This window comes from Paraburkholderia sp. CI3 (assembly GCF_050436505.1).
Lineage (GTDB): Bacteria > Pseudomonadota > Gammaproteobacteria > Burkholderiales > Burkholderiaceae > Paraburkholderia > Paraburkholderia tuberum.
This window is the reverse complement of record NZ_JBNDMI010000004.1, coordinates 2,021,721-2,045,812: the sequence shown is the minus strand read 5'-3', so window position 1 is coordinate 2,045,812 and position 24,092 is coordinate 2,021,721. Positions and strand designations below refer to the sequence as shown.

The 24,092-nt window shown below is 64.3% G+C and carries 19 protein-coding genes; 6 read left to right on the top strand and 13 right to left on the bottom strand.

The features are described 5' to 3' along the window. Positions 1–242: 242 nt before the first annotated feature. A complete protein-coding gene (locus tag OKW29_RS30765) occupies positions 243–1,544 on the top strand; it encodes an MFS transporter (protein ID WP_429293702.1) in 1,302 nt (433 codons plus the stop codon). Between the two features lie 74 nt (positions 1,545–1,618). Here OKW29_RS30765 and OKW29_RS30760 read toward each other — a convergent pair whose 3' ends face one another. Then, a complete protein-coding gene (locus OKW29_RS30760; protein WP_429293701.1) occupies positions 1,619–3,466 on the bottom strand; it encodes a tetratricopeptide repeat protein in 1,848 nt (615 codons plus the stop codon). A 211-nt stretch (positions 3,467–3,677) separates the two neighbouring features. On the opposite strand from OKW29_RS30760, the gene OKW29_RS30755 reads away from it, so the two are divergent. Beyond that, a complete protein-coding gene (locus OKW29_RS30755; RefSeq protein ID WP_429293700.1) occupies positions 3,678–5,402 on the top strand; it encodes an FAD-dependent monooxygenase in 1,725 nt (574 codons plus the stop codon). 86 nt (positions 5,403–5,488) lie between these two features. On the opposite strand, the gene OKW29_RS30750 is transcribed toward OKW29_RS30755, so the two are convergent. From OKW29_RS30750 to OKW29_RS30735, 4 genes are read right to left on the bottom strand one after another with little or no spacing between them, the layout of a single operon-like run. Continuing rightward, a complete protein-coding gene (locus OKW29_RS30750; RefSeq protein ID WP_184027626.1) occupies positions 5,489–5,749 on the bottom strand; it encodes a formate dehydrogenase subunit delta in 261 nt (86 codons plus the stop codon). Positions 5,750–5,757: 8 nt separating this feature from the next. Continuing rightward, on the bottom strand, positions 5,758–8,742 hold the full coding sequence (fdhF, locus tag OKW29_RS30745; protein ID WP_429293699.1) for a formate dehydrogenase subunit alpha: 2,985 nt from the start codon (positions 8,740–8,742) through the stop codon (positions 5,758–5,760). A 15-nt stretch (positions 8,743–8,757) separates the two neighbouring features. Continuing rightward, a complete protein-coding gene (locus OKW29_RS30740; RefSeq protein ID WP_429293698.1) occupies positions 8,758–10,332 on the bottom strand; it encodes a formate dehydrogenase beta subunit in 1,575 nt (524 codons plus the stop codon). Then, complete coding sequence (locus OKW29_RS30735) at positions 10,329–10,814, bottom strand: NAD(P)H-dependent oxidoreductase subunit E (RefSeq protein ID WP_429293697.1); 486 nt, start codon at positions 10,812–10,814, stop codon at positions 10,329–10,331. Before OKW29_RS30735 ends, OKW29_RS30740 begins: the two co-directional genes overlap by 4 nt. 134 nt (positions 10,815–10,948) lie before the next feature. Here OKW29_RS30735 and OKW29_RS30730 point away from each other — a divergent pair, with 134 nt between their 5' ends. Both OKW29_RS30730 and OKW29_RS30725 read left to right on the top strand, forming a co-directional pair. Then, on the top strand, positions 10,949–12,028 hold the full coding sequence (locus OKW29_RS30730) for a substrate-binding domain-containing protein (protein WP_184070733.1): 1,080 nt from the start codon (positions 10,949–10,951) through the stop codon (positions 12,026–12,028). Positions 12,029–12,158: 130 nt separating this feature from the next. Next, a complete protein-coding gene (locus tag OKW29_RS30725) occupies positions 12,159–12,425 on the top strand; it encodes a hypothetical protein (protein ID WP_429293696.1) in 267 nt (88 codons plus the stop codon). 115 nt (positions 12,426–12,540) lie between these two features. Here the strand turns inward: OKW29_RS30725 and OKW29_RS30720 are convergent, their stop codons facing one another. Next, positions 12,541–12,804: a hypothetical protein gene (locus OKW29_RS30720; protein ID WP_429293695.1), complete on the bottom strand. Its 264-nt coding sequence runs from the start codon at positions 12,802–12,804 to the stop codon at positions 12,541–12,543. Between the two features lie 1,104 nt (positions 12,805–13,908). Here OKW29_RS30720 and OKW29_RS30715 point away from each other — a divergent pair. Next, positions 13,909–18,126 (top strand): tetratricopeptide repeat protein, encoded by a 4,218-nt coding sequence (locus OKW29_RS30715; protein ID WP_429293694.1) that lies wholly within the window; start codon positions 13,909–13,911, stop codon positions 18,124–18,126. Positions 18,127–18,415: 289 nt separating this feature from the next. On the opposite strand, the gene OKW29_RS30710 is transcribed toward OKW29_RS30715, so the two are convergent. The 3 genes from OKW29_RS30710 to OKW29_RS30700 all read right to left on the bottom strand — a co-directional run bounded on the left by OKW29_RS30710 (position 18,416) and on the right by OKW29_RS30700 (position 20,140). Continuing rightward, complete coding sequence (locus tag OKW29_RS30710) at positions 18,416–19,108, bottom strand: hypothetical protein (protein ID WP_429293693.1); 693 nt, start codon at positions 19,106–19,108, stop codon at positions 18,416–18,418. A 74-nt stretch (positions 19,109–19,182) separates the two neighbouring features. After that, on the bottom strand, positions 19,183–19,428 hold the full coding sequence (locus OKW29_RS30705) for a hypothetical protein (RefSeq protein ID WP_429293692.1): 246 nt from the start codon (positions 19,426–19,428) through the stop codon (positions 19,183–19,185). A 91-nt stretch (positions 19,429–19,519) separates the two neighbouring features. After that, positions 19,520–20,140 carry a hypothetical protein gene (locus OKW29_RS30700; RefSeq protein ID WP_429293691.1) on the bottom strand — a complete coding sequence of 207 codons (621 nt, stop codon included), beginning with the start codon at positions 20,138–20,140 and terminating at the stop codon, positions 19,520–19,522. A gap of 530 nt (positions 20,141–20,670) precedes the next feature. Between OKW29_RS30700 and OKW29_RS30695 the strand changes: the two genes are divergently transcribed. After that, positions 20,671–20,835, top strand: a complete 165-nt coding sequence (locus tag OKW29_RS30695) for a hypothetical protein (RefSeq protein ID WP_222944983.1) — start codon at positions 20,671–20,673, stop codon at positions 20,833–20,835. Positions 20,836–20,902: 67 nt separating this feature from the next. Here the strand turns inward: OKW29_RS30695 and OKW29_RS30690 are convergent, their stop codons facing one another. From OKW29_RS30690 to OKW29_RS30675, 4 genes are all read right to left on the bottom strand, one after another. After that, on the bottom strand, positions 20,903–21,520 hold the full coding sequence (locus OKW29_RS30690; RefSeq protein ID WP_187613841.1) for a hypothetical protein: 618 nt from the start codon (positions 21,518–21,520) through the stop codon (positions 20,903–20,905). 178 nt (positions 21,521–21,698) lie between these two features. Next, complete coding sequence (locus OKW29_RS30685) at positions 21,699–22,211, bottom strand: hypothetical protein (RefSeq protein WP_429293690.1); 513 nt, start codon at positions 22,209–22,211, stop codon at positions 21,699–21,701. A gap of 361 nt (positions 22,212–22,572) precedes the next feature. Further along, positions 22,573–23,025, bottom strand: a complete 453-nt coding sequence (locus tag OKW29_RS30680) for a phage antirepressor KilAC domain-containing protein (RefSeq protein WP_429293689.1) — start codon at positions 23,023–23,025, stop codon at positions 22,573–22,575. 748 nt (positions 23,026–23,773) lie between these two features. Continuing rightward, positions 23,774–24,010 carry a hypothetical protein gene (locus OKW29_RS30675; protein ID WP_429293688.1) on the bottom strand — a complete coding sequence of 79 codons (237 nt, stop codon included), beginning with the start codon at positions 24,008–24,010 and terminating at the stop codon, positions 23,774–23,776. Positions 24,011–24,092 lie beyond the last annotated feature (82 nt).

Genomic DNA, 24,092 nt, shown 5'->3' with positions numbered 1-24,092 from the left:
TCGCGTCGACCCTATCAGCAGTAACATTACGTGGCATCGGCCCGACATCGAGCTCAGCGTTTACCCTCATATCGAATGAGCGCCGTGAGCAGCAGAATGCGGCGCCCGCGGGCGCACTTGCTTATACCTGTGCGTCCGCCTGCGGCATCCGCTTGCCAAACGCGGTGGATCGTTTCAACTGCCCGCTCGTCACCGTCCGCGTCGATCCGTCCGGCAGGGCGGCGGGCCTATCCGAGAGTGTCATGTCTACAGCGACCCACGCCGCTTCCACCACCGAAGAATCCAAGGTCAAGACAGTGTTCCGCGTTGTCAGCGGCAACTTTCTTGAAATGTACGACTTCATGGTCTATGGCTACTACGCTTCCGCGATCGCCAAGACCTACTTTCCTGGCGGCAGCGATTTCGCGTCGCTGATGCTGTCGCTGTCCGTGTTCGGCGCGGGCTTCCTGATGCGTCCGCTCGGCGCGATCGTGCTCGGCGCCTACATCGACCATCACGGCCGTCGCAAAGGCCTGATCCTCACGCTGAGCCTGATGGCGCTCGGCACGCTGACGGTCGCGACGATACCGGGCTACGCGACCATCGGGCTCGTGGCGCCCGTGCTGGTGCTGCTCGGCCGGCTGCTGCAAGGCTTCTCCGCCGGCGCTGAGCTCGGCGGCGTGTCGGTGTATCTGTCGGAGATCGCGACGAAGGGCAACAAGGGCTTCTATTGCTCGTGGCAGTCGGGCAGCCAGCAGGTCGCGGTGGTATTCGCCGCGCTGATCGGCGTGATGCTCAACAAGATTCTGCCCGCCGAGCAGATGTTCGCGTGGGGCTGGCGCGTGCCGTTCCTGATCGGCTGTCTGATCGTGCCGTTCCTGTTCATCATCCGCCGCTCGCTGCAGGAAACCGAGGAGTTCACGGCGCGCAAGCATCGTCCGAGCATGGGCGAGATCCTGAAGTCGATGCTCGCGAACTACCCGATCGTGCTGGGCGGCATGGGCATGGTCGTCATGACGACCGTGTCGTTCTACATGATCACCGCTTACACGCCGACCTTCGGCAGGGAAGTGCTGAAGCTGTCGGCGATCGACGCGCTCGTCGTCACCGTCTGCGTCGGTATCTCGAATCTGATCTGGCTGCCGTTGTCCGGCGCGTTGTCGGACCGCATCGGCCGCCGTCCGGTGCTGCTAGCGTTCACGATCCTGACGATCCTCACCGCGTATCCGGCGCTGCAATGGCTCGTCGCCGAACCGTCGTTCGCGCGTCTGCTCGCCGTGCAGCTGTGGTTGTCGTTCCTGTACGGCTGCTACAACGGCGCGATGGTCGTCGCGCTGACCGAAGTGATGCCGGTCGAAGTGCGAACCGCTGGCTTCTCGCTCGCGTACAGTCTCGCGACGACGATCGGCGGCTTCACGCCGGCCATCGCCACGCTGCTGATCCACGTGACCAGCAACAAGGCGGCGCCGGGCCTGGTCCTCGGCGTGGCGGCAATCTGCGGTCTGCTCGCGACCCTGTTCCTGTATCGCACGCCGGAGTCACGCAATCAGTATCGGGCGGCCTGACGGTTCACTTCGTGTTCTGAAAACAAAAGACCCCGCGCTAGCGGGGTCTTTTGTTTGCGGCGCGTGGTCTGTGGCTACCCGTGCCGCAATTCGTTAGCGACCACCTCGACGACTTCATCCCACGCGCCCGGCCGCGGCTGACGCACGAGCGTCGCGCCGGGATACCACGGGCTGCGCGTGTCGCCGTCGAACCAGCGCCAGTCGGCGGCGAACGGCAGCATCAGCCACAGCGGCTTGCGCAGCGCGCCCGCGAGGTGCGCGATCGACGTGTCGATCGACACCACCGCGTCGAGCCGCTCGATGATCGCCGCGGTATCCGCGAAATCATCGATGCGGTGGTCGAAGCGATGGATCGCGGCCGCGCGCGGATGCGCGTCGAGCGCCGCGCGGTCGTCCTCGGACAGATCGGGCTGTAACACGATCCAGTCGATGCCATCCAGTGCGAACAGCGGCTCCAGCGCGGCGAGCGGCATCGTGCGGGTTTCGTTGCGCTGGATGCGCCCCGACCATGCGAGCCCGATCTTGCGCTTCGCCTGACCGCCGAGCGAGCCGCGCCATTTGCGGCCATAGGCCGGCGGCACGCTCAGATAGGGCGTGCGCGCGTCAATCGTGTCGTAGCGCGTGCCGAGCGCTAGCGGCAGGCTCAAGAGCGGAATCTGCAGATCGGCGGCGGGGCGCGGCTGGCCCTGCGCGATCAGCGAGACGCGCCATGCCTGCGCGACGGGCGCGAAGAGCGGCACCAACTGCGGCTGCACTTCCAGCACGACGCGCGCGGCGCGAAGCGCTGCGAGCGGTACGAAGCGCACGAACTGCAGCGTGTCGCCGAAACCCTGTTCGGCATGGATCAGCAGCGTGTATTTTTCGATCGACTCGCCGTGCCAGCGGGGCAACGTCTGGATCACCGGTTGCGCGACGGTTTGCAAGCGCCATTCGTATTCGGGCAGCCCGCGCTCGAAGTCGCGCATCGCGAGCCACGCGAGCGCACGGTTCATATGCGCGGACGCGAGATCCGGTCGCAGCCGCAACGCCTGATCGAGCGCGCGCACCGCGGCCGCGTGCGCGCCGAGCGCCTGGTGCGCGGTGCCGAGCGCAAGCCACGCGAGCGCGAATTGCGGATCGAGCCCGACCGCGCGCTCCAGATACGGCAGCGCCTGTTCGGCACGGCCGAGCGCCGCGAGCGCGTTGCCCATGCCATAGATCGCCGGCGGCAGGTTCGGCTGCAGACGCAGCGCCGCTTCAAATGACGCGACTGCCCGCGCATGGCGGCCGGTCGCATCGAACGTATTCGCGAGATTGAAGTGCGCGGCGACGAAGCGCGGCTCGGCGGCGAGCGCAGCCTCGAAGCAGGGCACCGCCTCGTTCGGTCGACCGAGCGCGTTCAGCGACATGCCCATGTTGTTCAGCGCGCCCGCGTGACCGGGGCGCAGCTCGAGCGCGCGCCGGAACGACGCGATCGCGTCCGCGTGACGGCCGAGCGCGTGCAGCGCGTTGCCGAGATTGTTGTGCGACGACGCGTCGTTCGGCTGCAGGCGCAGCGAACGTTCGAACGCATCGGCGGCGTCTTCGTGACGGCCTTGCGACGCGTACGCGTTGCCGAGGTTGTAGTGCGCCATCGGGAAGGTCGGCGCGAGCGTCAGCGCGTTGCGGAACTGCTCGATCGCGGCGTCGATCTGGCCGAGCGCCTTCAGCGCATTGCCGAGGTTCAGCTGCAGCGCCGCGTCTTCGGGGCGCAGATCGACCGCGCGCCGCACCAGCGCCGCGGCTTCGGCGTGCTGGCCCTGCTGGTGGCGCAGCACGCCGAGCAGATGCAGCGCGTCGACGTGGCTGGGGTCGTGGTCGAGCGTGGCGCGGTAGCCGCGTTCGGCGTCGTCGAGGCGGCCGTCACGATGCGCCGCGAACGCGCGGTCAAATACAGGTTGCATGACGGGGAGGGCATTTGGATCAATCAGACTGAGGGCGCATTTTCCCATACTTGCGCAAGCGGCCCGGATTTGCGCGCAGCGTGAGTTCATGGGCAACGACGGATGGAACCCTCGCGCGACCCGTCTTGCCGACGCGCGATTGATGCAGCGCACCCGTGTGCGCAAGAGCTGCGGCGTACACTAGAACGCATTGTTGCCTCCGGAGTTCCGCATGGACGCTGCCGCCTACGACGCGTCGCCGGTGCTGATCGTCGGGGCCGGTCCAACCGGACTTGCCGCAGCGATGAGTCTCGCGCGCGCCCACATCCCCGTGCGCCTGATCGACAAGGCACCGCAGCCGAACCCTTACTCGCGCGCGATCGGCATTCAGGCACGTACGCTCGAACTGCTCGAGCAGCATCGGCTGGTCGAACCGTTTCTCGAGCTCGGCCATCGCGCGCGCGTGGCGAATCTGTTTTCGAACGGCATGCGGCTTGCGCAGCTCGATTTCGACCCGTTGCACACGCGCTATCCCTATCTGCTGTTTCTCGACCAGTCGGTGACCGAGCGGCTCCTGACCGAGCATCTGGCGACGCTCGGCGTGAAGGTCGAGCGCGGCGTCGAGCTCGTGGCGTTCATGCAAGGCTCCGCGAGCGTTCAGGCGACCTTGCGCCGCGCGGACGGCCGCACGGAAGCCATGCGCCCGTCGTATCTGATCGCGGCCGATGGCGCGCACAGTTCGATTCGCCATCGCCTCGACCTGAACTTCGAGGGCAAGACCTTCGACCAGACCTTTCTGCTCGCCGACCTGCATGCCGAAACCGACTGGCCCGACGACGAGTTCCATATCTTCGCGTCGGGCGACGGTCTCGTCGCGCTGTTTCCGATGGGCCACGGCCGCCATCGTCTGATCGCCGATCATGCGGTCGAGCCGTCCGGCAGCGCCGCGCCGCCGGCCCCCGCGGTGCTCGGCGAGCCGCCGCTGGAGCGGGCGCCGGCGCCGTCGCTCGAACAATGCAAGGCGCTGATCGCGCGCCGCGTGCGCGAGCGCGTCGACGTGTCGGAGCTGGCGTGGTCGGCGTACTTCCACGTGAACAGCCGGATGGTCGACCGGCTGCGCGTGGGCCGCATCTTCCTCGCCGGCGATGCCGCGCACGTACACAGCCCCGCGGCCGCACAAGGCATGAACACCGGCATCCAGGAAGCGCTCAATCTCGGCTGGAAGCTCGCGCGCGTGATCGGCGGCGCGGCGCCGGATCGCCTGCTCGACACGTATCACGCCGAGCGACATCCGATCGAGCGCGAGGTGCTGCGGCAGACCGGTTTCATCACGCAGATGGCCGAGGCCGATCACGGACCGATGAAGCTGCTGCGCGAGCGCGTGATGCCGGTGCTGGCCACGTTCGGTCCGCTGCGCGATGCCGCACGCGCGACGATCAGCGAGCTGTCGATCCAGTACCGGCGCAGTCCGCTGACGCTCGAACGCGTGCTCGACGGCGGCCCGCGCGCGGGCGAGCGCGCACCCGACGCGCTCGTGCACGTCGTCGACGGTCCGCTGGGGCGCGCGCCGGGCGTCGGCTGCATTTTCGATCTGCACGATCCGGCGTTCTTCTCGCTGTTTCTGCTGTTGCCGCCGCTGCCCGTCGATGGCACGCCGCTCGATCCCGCCGCCAAACATGCGCCGCCGCCGGACCCCGAAGTAGAAAAGCTCGCCGCCGAGGTCGAGCGGCTGCTGCCGAACGCGGTGCGAATCTGGCGCGTCACCGATACGAGCGGCGACGGCGGCCCGGCGTTGTCCGAATCGTATGGGCGCACGCGGCCGTCGTTTTATCTGGTGCGGCCCGACGGCTACATCAGCGCGCGCGGACGCACCGGCTCGGACCTGCACGGTCTCGTACGGCACTGCGAAGCGTGGTTTACGGTTGGGGGAGAGATATCGGAACAGGCGACGTTGTGATTGGCGCCGCCTGTTGCGTGGCATGGGCACGCACGCGCCAGCGGATCGTGCCGCCGCGCCTGGTTGATTGGGGAAACGGCCCGAGCCTAAGCCGCCGGCGCCTGGGCCGGCGCCGGCGTCAACTTCTCGCGATACCTGACGATCGCCTCGCGCGTGAAGTCCGATAGCGCGATGTCATACGTGTCCGGCGCTTCGTCGAGCGTCGCGAGCAGCGCGCGCCGCATGCGCGGCTCCCAGAAGCGGCGGATGTGTTCGGCGACGCCGGTCAGCGCTTCCTCGTGGTCGGGCATCGACTCGAAGAAGTCGCCGATCCGGTTCGCCATGTCGATCAGATTCCGATTGTCCATGGCTCGCCTCACTTGCCCGCGGTGACGGCCGCGGCCGCATTGGCCAGCTCGCGTTGCTTCAGCAGTTCGAGCTGTTCGCTATTGAAGCGCGAATAGTCCTTCTGCCATTGCGACGGCTGCTCGACCGGCATCACCTGCACCGCGGTCACCTTGTATTCGGGGCAGTTGGTCGCCCAGTCGGAGCTGTCGGTCGTGATCACGTTCGCGCCCGATTCGGGGAAGTGGAACGTCGTATAGACGACGCCCGGCTGCATCCGCTCCGTCACCTTCGCGCGCAACACGGTCTGCCCCGCGCGCGATTCGATGCCGACCCAGTCGCCGGTTTTGATGCCGCGTTCCTCGGCATCGTGCGGATGCAGTTCGAGCCGGTCTTCGTCATGCCAGCGCGAATTCTCGGTGCGGCGCGTCTGCGCGCCGACGTTGTACTGCGACAGAATGCGCCCGGTCGTCAGCAGCAACGGATACTTGCGCGTTACCTTCTCCGGCGATGCGATGAACTTCGTGATCACGAACCTGCCCTTGCCGCGCACGAAGGTGTCGACGTGCATCGTCGGCGTGCCGTCGGGCGCGTCCTCGTTGCATGGCCACTGGATGCTGCCCATTTCGTCGATCTTCTGGTACGACACGCCGTGGAAGGTCGGTGTGAGCCGCGCGATTTCGTCCATGATCTCGGACGGATGCGTGTAGTCCATCTCGTAGCCGAGCGCGCGCGACAGCAACTGCGTGACTTCCCAGTCCGCGTAGCCGGCGAGCGGCGGCATCACCTTGCGCACGCGCGAGATGCGGCGCTCGGCATTGGTGAACGTGCCGTCCTTTTCGAGGAACGACGAGCCGGGCAGCAGCACGTGTGCATACTTGGCGGTCTCGTTCAGGAAGATGTCCTGCACGACGATGCATTCCATCGACGACAGCGCCGCCGCCACATGATGCGTGTTCGGGTCCGACTGCACGATGTCCTCGCCCTGGCAGTACAGACCCTTGAAACTGCCGTGCAGCGCGGCGTCGAACATGTTCGGAATGCGCAGGCCAGGTTCCGGTTGCAGTGTGACGGCCCAGGCGTTTTCGAACTGCGTGCGCACGAGCGGATCGCCAATGTGACGATAGCCGGGCAGCTCGTGCGGGAACGAGCCCATGTCGCACGAACCCTGCACGTTGTTCTGGCCGCGCAGCGGATTCACGCCGACACCTTCGCGGCCGATGTTGCCGGTCGCCATCGCCAGGTTCGCGATGCCGATCACCATCGTCGAGCCTTGCGCGTGTTCGGTGACGCCCAGGCCGTAGTAGATCGCGGCGTTGCCGGCGCTCGCGTAGATGCGCGCGGCTTCGCGTACCTGTTGCGCGGGCACGCCGGTCGCCGCTTCGGTCGCTTCCGGCGAGTTCTCCGGCAGCGCGACGAAATCGCGCCACTGTTCGAACGCGCGGGTTTCGCAGCGCTCGGCCACAAACGCTGCGTCGAGCAGGCCTTCAGTGACGATCACATGCGCGAGCGCATTGACGATCGCGACGTTGGTGCCGGGCCGCAATTGCAGATGGTGCGACGCCTTCACGTGCGGCGTATCGACGATGTCGATCCGGCGCGGATCGACGACGATCAGCTTCGCACCCTCGCGCACGCGCCGCTTCAGACGCGAGGCGAATACCGGATGGCCATCGGTCGGATTCGCGCCGATTACCATGATCACGTCGGCTTTGTCGACGGAGGCGAACGTCTGGGTGCCGGCCGATTCGCCGAGCGTCGTCTTCAGACCATAGCCGGTCGGCGAGTGGCAGACGCGCGCGCAGGTGTCGACGTTGTTGTTACCGAACGCGGCGCGCACGAGCTTCTGCACGAGGTAAGTCTCTTCGTTCGTGCAACGCGACGACGTGATGCCGCCGATCGAATCGCGGCCATGCTTCGCCTGGATGCGACGCAATTCCGATGCCGCGTACGAGATCGCTTCGTCCCAGCTGACTTCGCGCCACGGGTCGGTGATCGTCGCGCGGATCATCGGCTTTTTGATGCGGTCCTTGTGCGTCGCGTAGCCCCACGCGAAGCGGCCCTTCACGCATGCATGACCCTCGTTGGCCTGGCCGTTCTTGTGCGGCACCATCCGCACGACCTGGTTGCCCTTCATCTCTGCCTTGAACGAGCAGCCGACGCCGCAATAGGCACAGGTGGTGACGACCGAGTGCTCGGGCTGGCCGAGCATCACGACGGTCTTTTCCTGCAAGGTCGCGGTCGGGCACGCGGCCACGCAGGCGCCGCACGACACGCACTCCGATTCCATGAACGGCTGGTTCTCGCTGGCCGCGACGCGAGATTCGAAGCCGCGTCCGGTGATCGTCAGCGCGAACGTGCCCTGGGTTTCCTCGCACGCGCGCACGCAGCGATTGCAGACGATGCACTTCGCCGGGTCGTACGTGAAGTACGGATTCGATTCGTCCTTCTGGTCCTTCAGATGATTCGCGCCGTCGAAGCCGTAGCGCACTTCGCGCAGGCCGGTCACGCCCGCCATGTCCTGCAGTTCGCAGTCGCCGTTGGCGGGGCAGGTCAGGCAATCGAGCGGATGGTCGGAGATGTACAGCTCCATCACGTTGCGACGCAGCGACTGCAGACGGTCGGTCTGCGTGCGCACTTTCATGCCGGCTTCGACCGGCGTCGTGCACGAGGCCGGATAGCCGCGCCGTCCTTCGATTTCGACGAGACACAGGCGGCATGAGCCGAACGGTTCGAGCGAATCGGTCGCGCACAGCTTCGGCACGTTGACGCCAGCTTCAGCCGCCGCGCGCATCACCGACGTGCCCGCCGGTACGGTCACCGCCTCGCCGTCGATTTCGAGCGTCACGTCGACGTCCGAGTGGCGGGCGGGGGTGCCGTAGTCGGTGTCGTCGGCGAACGCGTTGGCGGCGCGTGCCTGGGCTTGCGACTTGCACGCGCAGTTGCCTGAGCCGCAGCCGCCCCCCAGGGGGACTTCCTTCGGGGCGCCGGCAGGGGAGTTGAACTGGTCGGACATGGTGAACTCCTGGAGTCAGGCCGCGGCCGCTTTGGTGGCGTGGTCGGCAGTGGGATCGGCGGCGAGACCGAAGTCTTCAGGGAAATGATCGAGCGCGGACAGCACCGGATACGGCGTCATGCCGCCCATCGCGCACAGCGAGCCGGCTACCATCGTGTCACACAGATCGCGCAGCAATTGCACCTGACGCGGCGACGTGTCGCCGTTGCGAATCCGCGCGATCACCTCGACCCCGCGCGTCGAGCCGATCCGGCACGGTGTGCATTTGCCGCACGATTCGAGCGCGCAGAAGTGCATCGCGTATTGCGCGAGCTCGGCGAGGTTCGAGGTGTCGTCATGCACGACGAGACCGCCGTGGCCGATCACCGCGCCGATCGCCGCATACGCCTCGTAGTCCATCGGAATGTCCCACTGGCTTGGCGGCAGATAGGTGCCGAGCGGGCCGCCGACCTGCACCGCGCGCGCCGGCCGGCCGCTCGCGGTGCCGCCGCCGAAGTCGTCGAGCAGTTGGCGCAATGTCACGCCGAACGCGAGTTCGACGAGGCCGCCTCGCTTGATGTTGCCGGCCAGTTGGAACGGCAGCGTGCCACGCGAGCGGCCCATGCCGAAGTCTTTATAGAACGCGGCGCCGCGCGCGAAGATGATCGGCACGGTGGCGAGCGTGATCGCGTTGTTGATTACGGTGGGCTGGCCATAGAGACCCACGAGTGCGGGCACCGGCGGCTTTGCGCGGACGATGCCGCGCTTGCCTTCGAGCGATTCCAGCATCGCGGTTTCCTCGCCGCACACATACGAGCCCGCGCCTTTCGCGACGAACAGCTCGAAACGCTGCCCGCTCGAGAGCACGCTGTCGCCGAGCCAGCCGGCTGTGCGCGCACGGGCGATGGCAGCTTCGAGCGTCGCGATCGAGTGCGGGTATTCGCTGCGCACATAGATGTAGCCGACGGTCGCGCCGGTCACGACGCCGGCGATGATCATGCCTTCGATGAGCACGTACGGATCGCTTTCCATCACGAGACGATCGGAGAAGGTGCCGGAATCGCCTTCGTCGGCATTGCAGACGACGTACTTCTGCGCGGCTTTCGCGCCGCGCACCGTGCGCCACTTGATGCCGGCCGGGAAGGCCGCGCCGCCGCGGCCGCGCAGACCGGATTCGATCAGCGCTTCGCAGGCGGCATCGCCGTCGGTTTGCAGGGCGTTGCGTAGGCCTTCGAGGCCGCCGTGCGCGACGTAATCGTCGATGGACAGCGGGTCGGTGATGCCGATCCGCGCGAAGGTCAGGCGCTGCTGCTTCTTCAGATACGGAATCTCGTCGACCACGCCGACGCGCCGCGCATGCTCCCCGCCGTCGACGAAGCCCGCGTCGAACAACGCGGCGACGTCTTCCACGTCGAGATTCGCATAGCCGATGCGGCCTTCGGGCGTCGCAACTTCGACGAGCGGTTCGAGCCACAGCAACCCGCGCGAACCGTTGCGGATCAGTTCGATCGCAATGCCGCGGCGCGCGGCTTCGCTGGCGATGGCTTCGGCCAGCGCATCGGCGCCGAGCGCGAGCGCCGAGGAATCTCGCGGAACATAGATGCGCGTCATGCCAGCACCTCCACGCATTTGCGGGCAGCGGCGAACAGCGCGTCGAATTTTTGCGGCGACACGCGCGCGTGCAGCGTGCCGTTGAGCATCATCGCCGGCGACAGCGCGCATTGGCCGAGGCAGTACACCGATTCGAGTTCCACCGTTGCGCCGTCATGGTGACCGGTGTCGAAGCGGCAACCGGTGTGCGCCTCGATGTGCTGGGCAAGCGCCTCGGTGCCCATGCTGCGGCACGCTTCGGCGCGGCACAGTTGCACCGTGACGGGCGCGGCCGGCGAGGTGCGAAAGTGATGGTAGTAAGTGATGACGCCGTGCACTTCCGCTCGCGACAGGTTCAGCGCGCGGGCGAGCGGTCCGACCGCCGCGGGTGGCACAAAGCCGAGTTCGTCCTGGATCGCGTGCAGGATCGTGATGAGTGTGCGGCCCGGCTGCGCGTGACGTTGCACGAGCTGATCCGGCGCCGTGGCGAGAGAATCGTCCAAAGGGGGGCTCCTCCGAAGCGATATATGCACTTGTTATTCATAATGCATGCACGTATGCTTCGCTTATTCGACATGGTATAGCCGAAAGATAGGCGGGCCGACCGGCGCGCGCAATAGGAAACAGTCAAACATATATGGTCAGGATCGAATGTCAGGTCGAGCTCGTGGTGAAGGGCGCGGATGGCCGCGAGGCCAGCCTGTCTGACGTGGTGCCGCTGCTCGCTCTCGTCGATGAATCTGGCAGCATTGCGCAGGCCGCGGCGCTTAAGGGTTTGTCCTATCGGCACGCATGGGGCTTGCTGCGCAGCATCGAGGAGCGGTTTGGTGGTCCTCTGATCGCGAAAGAGCGTGGGCGCGGCTCGGTGTTGTCCGAGCTCGGTCACGCGGTGCTGCGCGGGCAGCGGCTCTGCGGCGAGCGGCTCGACGGCAATTTGCAGGCGCTCGCGAGCGAAGTGGCGAGCGATCTGAACCGCTGGCTTGCGCCCCCCGCCGATGACGTGCGCATCCACGCGTCGCACGGTTACGCGGTGGCCGCGCTTGTTACGGCGCTGGTCGCCAACGATCTGCCGGTCGAGATCAAGTACCGCGACAGCGCCGAGGCGGTCAGTGCGCTCGCGCGCGGCGAGTGCGATCTGGCGGGCTTTCATCTGCCGCTCGGCGAGTTCCGCGCGGTGTGCGCCGATACCTACCGGCGCTGGCTCGATCCGCAACGCCATGTGCTCGTGCATCTGACCCGACGCAAGCAGGGTCTGTTCATCGGCAAGGGCAATCCGAAGCGGATCGGCGGGCTCGGCGATCTGGCGCGCGACGACATCCGTTTCGTCAACCGTCAGCCGGGCTCGGGTACGCGGATGCTGCTCGATCTCGCGCTGCGACAGGTCGGTGTGGACCCGGACCGCGTCAACGGCTATGCGTCGACCGAGCTGACGCACTCGGCGATCGCGGCGTTCGTCGCGAGCGGCATGGTGGACATAGGCTTCGGCGTCGAACCGGCCGCGCATCATTTCGGGCTCGACTTCATTCCGATCGTCGACGAGGACTATTACTTCGCGTGCGATCGCGCGCACCTCTCTCGCGCACCGCTCGCGACGGTGATCAACCTGTTGCGCGGCAGCGCGTTTCACCAACGCGTCGAGCAGCTCGCCGGCTACGATCCGTGCGACTGCGGCAGGCTCGTCGATCTGGACGAGGGGCTCGGCGGCGCGCTCGCGTAACGGCGGAGTAAGAGCCTGTAACCAGAAAAGCGGTGGCGCTCGGCGTGCGCGGCTGCGCAGTGCGCCGGTTTCGGCTACTCTCTTGGCTTCGTATCCGCCTTTACCGCGCGCCAAGCTGCGCTGAACCGACATGAAAGCTCTTCTCCATGCATGTGCCGCCGCTGCCGCGGCTGGTGTGCTCTGTGCCACCGTCTCCATCGCTTACGCGCAAAATTCGCCTGGCGTGCCGGGTGGCATCCTGACCGACGAATTCCGCATTAACGAGCATCCGCAGATGCCGTTCGCCGCGTCCTCCCCGTCGGACAAGTATCAGCACGGCCAACGCTCGAAGGCGCGCAAGCGCGGCGACATGGGCGATCCGAATGGCTGCAATCTGCAGTGCCCGAAAGACGAATAAGAATTGGCTCGGGCTTCGCTCGAGCTTCGAGGTTTGACGCAACGCCGGCCCTTGGGTCGGCGTTGTGCTTTGTGGCGGGGGCGATGGCGGCCCAGTTGCCGGCCGGAGTGGCTTCTTATGGCCTGGCGATGTGCCGGATTTCCTTGAAGCCGTCCCCCTTTGCATCGCCCGACGGCTTGTCGGTCGGCGCCGCCGTGGCCGCCGGCCAGTTGCTCGTGCAGCCGCTGACGCCGGGCCTGGTGTCCTTGTCGAACGTGTGGAGCGTCATGCCGTCAGCGGTGACGAAGCGGCCGTCGGACAGTTTGGGCGGATCGGCGAAGGCGCCGGCGTGTAGCACGGCGAGTGCGAGCGGGGCCAGCAGAGCGATGGTCTTGCGCATGACGCAGGCTCCTGTTTTGGCGACGTGGTTGGCGAATCACGACTCGCTTCGAGCTACGAGTATAAGCAGCGGCCGCGGATTTACCGGGGCGTGTTGTGCGTCCCCGCTGAGTGAAGGGGAGATGTGTGGCCGGCCCGCAAAGCGTCGCGGACGGTGCCGAAAATAAAAAACCCCGACAGCGTTACGCTACCGGGGTTTTTGGGGGCCGTTCATCGCGAACGTTCCAGGTATTTGGTCGCGGCGTCCACCAAATAGTTGTCCGTTATCGTTTGTTCGTAAGGTATTCTAGAATTGCGGCTAATAAAGTACCCCCAAAAGTACCCACAGCCTGCGATCGCTACCCACTTATCCACCACCTCGGACGTGATCGGCGGCACGCCCCGTCACGATTGGGCGGAAGAAAAAACCGGTTTTGCGCTTGATGCTTGTGTTGCATGGTGCGTCGCACGAAACCAGCATCCTGTTTACCTCCAGGCGTCGGTCGCCTATCGGACCGAGGCTGTGTGAAAAACACACGCCGAACGGTCCCATCGAAAAACTCGGCCCATCAGATCGTCCTGTGTTGGCTTGGATGCAACTCAGGAAGGGTAAAGCGACACCCGAAAACCGAGTAGTTTCGCGTTTTCACACAGCCTCGACCCATTGGCGACGGTCGGGTCGTCGTGGCTCCAACGGCAGGTGTACGAGCGGAACGGCCATGCCGCGCCTTCATCTATGGACTCGTCTTTAGCCATAGTCGACATCCAAATATGTTCGCTACCGAACAAGGCCGTGTGAAAACTCAAGCCACACGCCCGAGTCTAAAACCTCGACCCTTCAGATCGTCTTGTATTAGCTTGGAAGCGACGCGGGAAGGGTAAAGCGACCCCGAAAACAGGGTGTTTTTCGTTTTCCCCCGGCTTCGACCCAAAGCCGACCTTTCGACCGCGATACCGCAATTGCAGCATCTGACGCTGAAGCAACTGTCAATGCTATTGCGGAGGTCAATATGGGCTTCGAGCAGTTGAGACTGCGCTGAATGACGTTCGCTGGGAGCCGATGCCGTGGTCGTATGGCACAGTGATATGATCATTCACTTTTCTCGCTCTGCGAACAAGGTGCCAGATGGACCTGTGTTGGTTGCACATTTCCGACTTTCACTTTCGAAGCGGCGACACGTACGACAGTGACGTGGTGTTGCGTGCGCTGATCAAGTCCGTGCGCGATTACCGCAACGCCGGCCGGCGCTGCCACTTGATATTTGCGACCGGCGACATCGCACAGGCGGGCAAGCCGCAGGAATATGAGCAGGCGACCCGCTTCTTCGACGCGTTACTCGACGCGGCTGACGTCGAGCGGCGCTCTCTGTTCGTCGTTCCAGGCAACCACGACGTCGATCGGAGCCAGGGTGTGGGACTCGCGCGAACGCTCGGTTCGCGCGAAGACTCCGACGCGTACTTTGCGCCGAATATGCCGAAGCCACACTTGAGCCTTAAATTGCGCGCTTTCAGCCAATGGCATGAGCAGTACTTCGCAGGGGTTCGGCGCTTCCCGGATACTTCGACCTGCGGACCTGTCGAGTTAATGGAAGTACGTGGGCGTCGCATTGCCGTGCTGAGCCTGAACAGCTCACTGTTCTGCCAGGACGACAATGATCATGCGAAGCTGCTGCTTGGTCGTCGTTGCCTCGATGCTGCGCTCACCGAGCTGGGGACGCACTCGGCCGATCTGAATTTGGCACTGATCCACCACCCTCTCGACTGGCTCAGCGATGTCGAACGGTCGAACGTTAGGGCAAGCCTGCAAGGCCATGTCGACGTCATATTGCGGGGTCACTTGCATGAGACTGACGTCGACACGGTCACGTCGCTTACAGGAACGACACTGCATTTCGCCGCCGGTGCTGCATACCAGACGCGCAAATGGCCGAATCGGGCACTCTACGTGACTCTTGAGAACAGCGGTTCGCTGCGCGTGTTTCCGATTCGCTACGAGGATAGTCCCGTCGAAGTCTGGACAGTCGACCCGAGCGTATTTCCCCACGATCCTGGGCACGAAAGGCGACTGCCGAGCCCACGGGCCCATCCGGCATCGCCGGCTGCACCTGCACCGGCGATGGAGCCGCGGGAACCAGCGCGTTTTCGCAGCAACGTCGCGGCGCGTGGCGACGTCCCGTTTCTCGGCCGCGAGGAACTGCTGGGCGACATCGCTCGTGAACTCGGGAACCCCGCTCACGAGCGTGTCGTCGTTCTGTACGGACCACCCGGTGTTGGCAAGAGCGAACTCGCGCGCGAGTACGCGCGGCTCGGCCGTGACAGGTACCCGGGAGGCCGTTTCTTCATCAACGCGGGTACGGAAATGGCCGACTTGGCGCGCATCGGAGCCAACAGCCTTGGGCTGGAATTCACATCCGACCTACCGCTGGCCGATCGCTGCGAACGAACGCTACTGACGATGCACGGTGCCGCGACGCTGCTGATCTTCGACAACCCGTCGACGAAACAAGCCATAGAGCCCTGGCTTCCTCGCAGCGGCATGCCGTGCCACGTGCTCGTGACGACCGTCAACGAGCGCTGGTGCGATGAGTGGCCGAGCCTCTCTATCCCACCGCTTTCGCCGGCGATGTCCCTCGAACTCGTCGAAAAGGTCGGCGGAGCGGTCGTCGCTGAGCGTTTCGGCCAAGACCTCGCGGCGCTATCTGGCGGGCTGCCGGTGCAGATCGTGCCGGCGTCGCGTGCACTGGCGTACGAGCAGCGTCGCGGACGGCTGGATGCCGCCAGATTGGACATGGCACCGGAGGCGAGTAGCAGCTTCGATCTCGTCCTCAGGACAGTCGATGCTTCGGTGCGCCTGCTGCTATATGCGGCAGCATTCCTTGCACAGCAGCGCATTATCCGCGATGAACTGTTCGGCCATCTGGAACTCGAGTACGCCGGTGTACGAACCGACTTTGAAAAAAAGCTTGACGTCTGCCTTGATCTGCACCTACTTGAAGGCAGTGCCGAATTGCGCATGCATCAGCTGCTCGGCTCATACCTGGTGCAGTGTTCAGCGCAGGATGAGGCGCTAGCTGCCAGCTTGCGGGGGGTTCGGCTGCGGCAGAAGGCCCGTTTTCTCACTCTGGTACGGCAGCTCGTTGCTGCGCCGGGGGACGCGAAATTGGGAGGGGCCATCCTGTGCTACCGGCTGGAGCCGGCAGACTGGGACGGCGAACTTGGCATGACAGCGGTCGACCAACATGCAGTGGGGGCCGGTCTGTACGCGATCGGGAGGTTCGACGAGGCGCGGCCGTGGTTCGAGCGCGCGGTCACGGAAAAGGAACAGGGCGACGCGCATGGCCGCGTCGATCACGAGAGCCTGAGCACGAGCCTGCACTTTGTCGGCTCCTGCCTGTTAAGCGTCGGCAAGTACGACGAGGCGCGGCCGTGGTTCGAGCGCGCGGTCACGGAAGCGGAACAGGGCGATAAGCATGGCCGGGTCGATCACGGCAGCCTGGGCACGAGCCTGAATTCGGTCGGCTCCTGCCTGTCGAGCGTCGGCAAGTACGACGAGGCGCGGCCGTGGTTCGAGCGCGCGGTCGCGGAAAAGGAACAGGGCGACGCGCATGGCCGCGTCGATCACGAGAGCCTGGGCACGAGCCTGCACTTTCTCGGCTCCTGCCTGTCGAGCGTCGGCAAGTACGACGAGGCGCGGCCGTGGTTCGAGCGCGCGGTCACGGAAGCGGAACAGGGCGATAAGCATGGCCGCGTCGATCACGGCAGCCTGGGCGCGAGCCTGAATTCGGTCGGCTCCTGCCTGTCGAGCGTCGGCAAGTACGACGAGGCGCGGCCGTGGTTCGAGCGCGCGGTCACGGAAAAGGAACAGGGCGACGCGCATGGCCGCGTCGATCACGGCAGCCTGGGCACGAGCCTGCACTTTGTCGGCTACTGCCTGTCGAGCGTCGGCAAGTACGACGAGGCGCGGCCGTGGTTCGAGCGCGCGGTCACGGAAGCGGGACAGGGCGATAAGCATGGCCGGGTTGATCACGGCAGCCTGGGCGCGAGCCTGAATTCGGTCGGCTCCTGCCTGTCGAGCGTCGGCAAGTACGATGAGGCGCGGCCGTGGTTCGAGCGCGCGGTCACGGAAAAGGAACAGGGCGACGCGCATGGCCGCGTCGATCACGAGAGCCTGAGCACGAGCCTGCACTTTGTCGGCTCCTGCCTGTTAAGCGTCGGCAAGTACGACGAGGCGCGGCCGTGGTTCGAGCGCGCGGTCACGGAAGCGGAACAGGGCGATAAGCATGGCCGCGTCGATCACGGCAGCCTGGGCACGAGCCTGCACTTTGTCGGCTCCTGCCTGTCGAGCGTCGGCAAGTACGACGAGGCGCGGCCGTGGTTCGAGCGCGCGGTCACGGAAGCGGAACAGGGCGATAAGCATGGCCGCGTCGATCACGAGAGCCTGGGCACGAGCCTGCACTTTGTCGGCTCCTGCCTGTCGAGCGTCGGCAAGTACGACGAGGCGCGGCCGTGGTTCGAGCGCGCGGTCACGGAAGCGGAACAGGGCGACGCGCATGGCCGGGTCGATCACGGCAGCCTGGGCGCGAGCCTGAATTCGGTCGGCTCCTGCCTGTCGAGCGTCGGCAAGTACGACGAGGCGCGGCCGTGGTTCGAGCGCGCGGTCACGGAAAAGGAACAGGGCGACGCGCATGGCCGCGTCGATCACGGCAGCCTGGGCACGAGCCTGCACTTTGTCGGCTACTGCCTGTCGAGCGTCGGCAAGTACGACGAGGCGCGGCCGTGGTTCGAGCGCGCGGTCACGGAAGCGGGACAGGGCGATAAGCATGGCCGGGTCGATCACGGCAGCCTGGGCGCGAGCCTGAATTCGGTCGGCTCCTGCCTGTCGAGCGTCGGCAAGTACGACGAGGCGCGGCCGTGGTTCGAGCGCGCGGTCACGGAAAAGGAACAGGGCGACGCGCATGGCCGCGTCGATCACGAGAGCCTGGGCACGAGCCTGCACTTTGTCGGCTACTGCCTGTCGAGCGTCGGCAAGTACGACGAGGCGCGGCCGTGGTTCGAGCGCGCGGTCACGGAAGCGGGACAGGGCGATAAGCATGGCCGGGTCGATCACGGCAGCCTGGGCGCGAGCCTGAATTCGGTCGGCTACTGCCTGTCGAGCGTCGGCAAGTACGACGAGGCGCGGTCGTGGTTCGAGCGCGCGGTCACGGAAGCGGAACAGGGCGATAAGCATGGCCGGGTCGATCACGGCAGCCTGAAGTCTAGCTTGAGGTCCCTCGCCGTCTGCTACCGAAGACTTGGCCGGCTCGACGACACCATGAAATTAGAGGAACGGATTTCGCGAATCTGAAAGTCGCTTCGCCCGTGGTAACACGTGCGGCATCTCCGAACATGCCACCTTGCGCTTGCCGCTGCTACCGCTGATGGCCGTGGCTGCGAGCGCTGACGAGCGTCCGCAAACGGATGTTCACAGGTCGTAGGAGTGACGTTAGGAGCCGGTGGGGGAGCGGCCGCAGATGGCCGGACCGCGCCCTTGGACTACCCGCAAGCAATTGCTGCGGGCACACATGGAAATCAACCGGAGAATCCCGAACTCCCAAAGCCGCCCGAAGGAGGACTAAAATCCTCATCGTTCGCCACTACCCCTTAAGCTCCATGTCGTCGTCCGACAGCCACGGAATAGGCTTCAGTTTGCCCGCCCGCAAAGCGTCGAACAACTTTCCGGTTTCGACAAACCTCCCATGCAGTCGGCGAAGCGGCGCAGCACTTCGCGTCAGGCGTTGCAGCGAGGCGACGACCGGCGCGCCGCCCGGCATGTCTTCGAACGCTTCATGCGCGGAGAATTTCTTGAAGCGCGCGGTCAGGTCATCGATAGCGACGATGAGAGCCGATACCTCGGCGGTGTTGAGTTGCAAGGCCTGCGCGGTCTGTTCCATCGATGCAACGAATTGGGTCAGAAGGCCGGTAACGATGCCCTCCGTGCCGCGCAGCAACGCAAGGTTCATGGAAGTTTTCGCGTCGAGTGTCATGTCGCTGGACAGGCCAATAAGCCAGTCCGACGACACCGCATAGATTTCGGATGCCTGCCTCAAAAAGCGCCAGCCCGTCGGCGTATCGGCCCGCCCCGACTCGATTTCCGACAAAGCGACCGGCTCGGCCACACCCGCATCGCGGAATCGCGCCGTCGCATCCTCGACGGAAAAACCGTTCTCGACGCGGGCCTGAATGAGCCGGTAGCGCAGGTCTTCGAGCTCAGCGGGGCTTGCACGGTTGCGTACGAAACGTTTCAACGGCTCCCTCAACTCGGCTTCGCGCTTTTCGTCGGCGGACAAACGATTCGCCGGTGCGGGCCGTTCCTCGGCAAGGTCAACAACCTGAAGTCCATCACGCGGTCCGACGTATCTGGTCATACGCTAACCTCCACTATGCGTTGCAGAATGGTTTCGAGCTTGCTCACGGCCAACTCAATGCGCTCGGCCTGTGTTGGCGTGGCGGCGGCGCGAGGGGTTGCCCGCCAGCGTTCAGCCGACGAGCGGTGAAAAATCGAACTGGCCGAAATACCGAAGTGTCTTGCAAGCGCCTTGGCGGTCGAGCCCGCACGATACGAGACCTCAATCTCCTGCCATGCCTGGTCAGAAAGTCGAATTGCCATATGGCTAGGCTAGAAGACGGCAATGACCGTCGAAGAGTGGACGGCCCAGTCCGACGACAGGACGCGGCTCGAAGAGCTTCCAGAAAGAAGATCAGCCGACGGCATGCGCGCCACCTTCGAGCAAGGTCACATCGAACAGCGGTCCGGATGCGATAAACGCCTTCGCACGGAGAACCTGATCGCGCTTCGCGGCAAGGTCGCGCCGCCAGTTGGCAAGCTCTTTTGCACCGGGCTTCAGCAGGTCCGCACTGTCAATCTGCTCGCTATCCAAACCCGCTTCGAGAAGGCGTTCGCGGTGCTCGGCGCGTGCGCGGTCGTAACCACGAATTTTTGCCTCGAGGCCGGGAATTTCCACGCACTCACCGTCGAGCGTGGTACGAACTGCCTGGCAGGTCTGCGCGGCGAACCGGTTACGCGCGTCCGCGATGAACTTGTCGCATGCGGCATTCGCCACCTGAGCCTCGGACACCATCCCGCTCAGTGCAGACACCTCAGTGGCCAGACTCTCGCACAGCGCGACTTCGCCGACGACGCCGCGCGCCGCGTGCTCAGCCAGGACGCCACGTGCGCCGTCCGCCTCGGCAAGCGCTGCACGCATTGCGGATATCTTGAGCGCTAGACGAACGCAGGCGTTGCTTTTCACCGCATCGAAAAAGTTGCGCTGCTCTGCGAGGTCTGCATCGGGTGACACGATTTGAGAAAGCTTGCTCATTGGAAGTCTTCGATTCGGGTTGAGAAGGCCCAATACTCACACCCGTCGAACGTGACACGGCTGAGCGTTTTCCAACTTCAGTAATCAAAATTGCAAACCGGCGTGGTTGCCTCGACGGTCTGAACGTGGCACGCGCGCGCCCGCACGCGCACGCGCGCTCCGTGCATGAAAATTCCGGTCAAACTCTTCGTTTTAAATCGTACCGAGTTCCTGTATGCCTCAACCAGCAAGCGTTTGGCGGGCAATGTCGAAGTCGAAAATGCGCAAATAATCATGCGACTTGACCGACATGCAAGTGCGCCCGGATTGCTGTCGACCGAATGGCAACACGCCCCACAGTCCGTTCCGTATTGCAGATTGGCTAAAGGGTGCAGAAATTGCACCCGTCGCAAAGGGTGCAAACGGCGGCATAAAGGGCCCGACTGACGACAGAAAAGGGTGCAACAGCTATTGCGCCCGCAAATAACCATCAACAATCGTTAAAGAATCGTAAGCGTGCCATCGAGAGGTTGGCGGATCGTGGTGCAATCATGCTTCCACCGTTGGGGGAAACGTCTTTCCTCGGGGCCGATGGTCGTCGGCAGACGGTTGCCGACGACCGCATCGGCAAGCGTGACAGCTACGTGATCGGCGCGCAACTCTCGCCGGAATTCACCGCGCGTCTGGTTGATCGTCGGCAGGAACTTGAGACGTAGGTCGCCAAGCCCGCGCTCGACTTGAACGACCGGATGGCGTTGCGTGCGGCGCTATTTCGGGGTTGCGCTAAAAAGGCGGCAAGCTCAATCGTCCGGCTGGCGCCGAACCGACAACCACGTCCCCGCCGGACAACGGAGCCAATAGCCGCTCCACACGCGGCCGCGCCACCGCCAACGCAGTCCCGATCCCGCCCACCAGCCCCACCCCGTACAAGGCTAGGAAGCCCGTATAGGACATCGCCGGGGCGATAAGGCGCGCCACGCCTACAAAAGACGCATAGAGCCACGACACCGAACTGATGGCCCCCAACAAGACGCATATCGTCGCCGCCCGACGTGGGCGACGCTGCGGTGTGGTCAGCATCGGAAACGCGACTCGATGCAGCAGCAAGCCGTTCGCCGTCAGCAGGCATACCACTGTCAGCTTTGCAGCCAGCTTCGGCTTGGAGACCAGCACAGCCACGTGTAAGCCGGTGCCAAGCAGGATCATAGCGACGCCCGTTATCCAGAGCAGGCCTAGCAACCCTGCAATGGTACGTCCGGTGGTTTCCAGTCTGACGGCATCAATGCGCCGAGCTGTGAGCAGCGCCACGTCTTCCCGCAACACGCGCACGATGGCGAAGGCGAAGGCGAGGGTGTGGCTATACAACAAGAGCTGGCGAGCGGTGATGGTTAGCATGTTCATGACGGGCCTCACTTCCTTTTGAGGGTCTCGCCGACCGACTCCTGGCAGGCGGTGGGTGATCGTCTTTGGGGGTCGCGGCGTTCCATTTTCCGACCAGAGCCCACTGTGCCGACGGTTGCATTTAACGGCTTGCCGACTCGACCGTTCAAGGCGTCAATCCGGCTGGTGAGCGTGGCGGCTACTGCTCGACAAAGCTTCGCGAATCTGGCCAGCTCGATTTCTTATATGCGGCTGTCGATTCATCGTCCGTGCGAGCCGTTGGACTGCCATGGCGCAGTGTCAGGCCGTACAGTTCGTCAAGCTGCTTGTCTGTCGGGTATTCGAGCGCGATTGAGCCATACGTACGGGTGAGGGCGTCGAACGCTCTGGCTTCCGCGTCGGCAATCGTGGCGAACAGCGCCTCGTTCTTCGACATGAAAGCCACGGCCTTGACTGCGACCCGTTGGGCGCGTCGGGTAGCCATCGGGTCAGTTCTTGAACCAAAGGCGCGGCCAAGGAACTTCAGCAGCCGGTCGCACGCGCCATTCCTTTCCGTTGCCGCGGCCTTCAACGCGTCCTGCATATTTGCTTCGGCCTGGCCCGTGGCGCGCTGCGCGGCCATTGAAGCCTGACTCCCCGTATGGTCTTCCGGCAATTCCGGGCGCTTCGTTGCGGACACAACCAACTTCAACAGTTTTGCGAACTTGCTCACGGTAGGTCTCTCGTAGGGTCTTGTCGTTTTTTGATAGTGCAAGGAAGATGATAGATGGGCCATATGTTTTTAGTATGCACCTTGGAAAAAGTCTGTTTTGTTGTGTTGGAAAACGAACATAACGAGGGCAAGTACAAAAAGGTTCTAGAGCTGCATGAAGAGGTTGTCCCCGCTATGTTTTTATTCAACAGCAGCGTATCTGTCCGCCCAAACCGGCTCCATGTACACGCCCACGCCGACGTCAGCGGCCTGTAGCACGCGCTTGGCGGCCCGCCAGTACGGGCCGTTTCGCAGATATCACAGCACTGCTCACTGCGAGGCTGAGTTACGAATTCAGGGGATCAGGTCTGTCGCATGAAATTCACCCATGAGCGAGGCGGCGCGAGATTTCAGCCCGGCCATCGGGCGTCAGTTGCGGCCACGCGATTGAAGAAGGTCCGCGCATCACAGCAACTCCGTCCGTGAGCGCCTGCGCCGTTGCGCGCCATCTGTCGTCGCTCGTGCGATACAGCCAGCCTTCGCGAACGAACAGTTCGAACAGGTCGCCGCGACGCAGGCCGAGGGCTTTCGCGGTCGCCGTCACGCTCATGCAGTCAGCATAAATATCGTCCCTCCGGCGACGTTCGACCCGGCGCTCAAAGATGGCCTGCACCCGCGATTCGTCAAGCGGCTTGAGGCCCAATTTCTCACAAAGGGCGCGCAGTCTGGCGGCGCGGCGGGCGAATTTCGGCGTCATTTCCCGGCGACAGTCATTCATCAGAACCTCCGGCAAGCATGCGGTGCGCAGCGACGTGGACTGCGTGATTTGCGGCAAGGCGTTTTGCCACGGCGCTGGGCTTGCTGGTAGACGCGTCACTATGCACCTGATTACGCCGTTCGACGGCGAGCGCTAGTTCGCGGGCAAGGCGAAGGCGTTTTACGTGTGCGACCATTTCCGGCGATGGCTTTGGTTTTTCGTGTCCCATGTTTTTTCCTAAGCGATTTAGTTATCCTAATTCATTGATGATGTACTGACGCGTTTAAGCGACCTGCGCGCCTTTCGAATGGTGCGTGGCGTGCCGGACTATCACCGCACCCGCGCGAAGCCCGCCACGGCGGCGATATTGCGTCCGGCGCGCCTTGCCTAATCGAACAGGCGACGCGCCGCCGAGTGTGCGCAGCGAGACTTCATCAGCTACCCAGGGGCATGCAGTGCGTCGGAAAGCTCGTCCACGGGGATGGCTGCCATCGCTCTGCGTGTGAGCTGGATCAGTCGGGAAGGCCGTTCCCCGCGATCCATCAGGTCGCGAAGGACGCTCTCTTGATCGAAGCCGTGACGGCGAGCTAAGTCAAGCAGCCGGTCAACTATGGCGGCTTCCCGTGCCCGGTCTACCACGCCGTTATCTGGATCGCGCGACGCATCGAATGCGAGCGGCAAGATCGATGCGGCCCACAGATGGGTCTTGTCGAGCCTCCGCCGGTTCAAAGCGCGCCTCGTCATTGAGCGAGCTTCCCGACCTTGGACAGCACGCGGACAAGCTCGGCCGTTGGCACGTCGCGCAGTGCGGATTGAGCCATCTCGGTCACGCGCTCGGACCATCCATCGCGATCAATGAGTGAGAGCAACACATCTTCCTGGCGAAAATCACCATACGTCCGTGCCAGCCCGAAGAGCTTGCCTGCTCTGCTACCTCACGTGCACGGGCCTTGCCGCTCTCGGGACGGTCGCCTCCGTCCGATGATTCGATGGCGAAAAGCAGAACTGCGCCTGACGACATCAGATAATGCCCGCCGACTTCTTTTACGATTTTCGGATTCATGGAAACTCCTACGTGAGTGCTATGTACGGAGAAAGGCTGCGTAACCTGTGTAATTGTGTAACCGACGCCCCAAAGACTTATG

Excerpts from the sequence above, each read along its gene's own strand:
- OKW29_RS30675 (WP_429293688.1), bottom strand. The coding sequence starts at position 24,010 with ATGAATCCGAAAATCGTAAAAGAAGTCGGCGGGCATTATCTGATGTCG.
- fdhF (WP_429293699.1), bottom strand. The coding sequence starts at position 8,742 with ATGTCCGACCAGTTCAACTCCCCTGCCGGCGCCCCGAAGGAAGTCCCC.
- OKW29_RS30700 (WP_429293691.1), bottom strand. The coding sequence starts at position 20,140 with ATGAGCAAGCTTTCTCAAATCGTGTCACCCGATGCAGACCTCGCAGAG.
- OKW29_RS30705 (WP_429293692.1), bottom strand. The coding sequence starts at position 19,428 with ATGGCAATTCGACTTTCTGACCAGGCATGGCAGGAGATTGAGGTCTCG.
- OKW29_RS30760 (WP_429293701.1), bottom strand. The coding sequence starts at position 3,466 with ATGCAACCTGTATTTGACCGCGCGTTCGCGGCGCATCGTGACGGCCGC.
- OKW29_RS30690 (WP_187613841.1), bottom strand. The coding sequence starts at position 21,520 with ATGAACATGCTAACCATCACCGCTCGCCAGCTCTTGTTGTATAGCCAC.
- OKW29_RS30755 (WP_429293700.1), top strand. The coding sequence starts at position 3,678 with ATGGACGCTGCCGCCTACGACGCGTCGCCGGTGCTGATCGTCGGGGCC.
- OKW29_RS30695 (WP_222944983.1), top strand. The coding sequence starts at position 20,671 with ATGCTTCCACCGTTGGGGGAAACGTCTTTCCTCGGGGCCGATGGTCGT.
- OKW29_RS30750 (WP_184027626.1), bottom strand. The coding sequence starts at position 5,749 with ATGGACAATCGGAATCTGATCGACATGGCGAACCGGATCGGCGACTTC.
- OKW29_RS30725 (WP_429293696.1), top strand. The coding sequence starts at position 12,159 with ATGAAAGCTCTTCTCCATGCATGTGCCGCCGCTGCCGCGGCTGGTGTG.
- OKW29_RS30720 (WP_429293695.1), bottom strand. The coding sequence starts at position 12,804 with ATGCGCAAGACCATCGCTCTGCTGGCCCCGCTCGCACTCGCCGTGCTA.
- OKW29_RS30765 (WP_429293702.1), top strand. The coding sequence starts at position 243 with ATGTCTACAGCGACCCACGCCGCTTCCACCACCGAAGAATCCAAGGTC.
- OKW29_RS30730 (WP_184070733.1), top strand. The coding sequence starts at position 10,949 with ATGGTCAGGATCGAATGTCAGGTCGAGCTCGTGGTGAAGGGCGCGGAT.
- OKW29_RS30715 (WP_429293694.1), top strand. The coding sequence starts at position 13,909 with ATGGACCTGTGTTGGTTGCACATTTCCGACTTTCACTTTCGAAGCGGC.
- OKW29_RS30740 (WP_429293698.1), bottom strand. The coding sequence starts at position 10,332 with ATGACGCGCATCTATGTTCCGCGAGATTCCTCGGCGCTCGCGCTCGGC.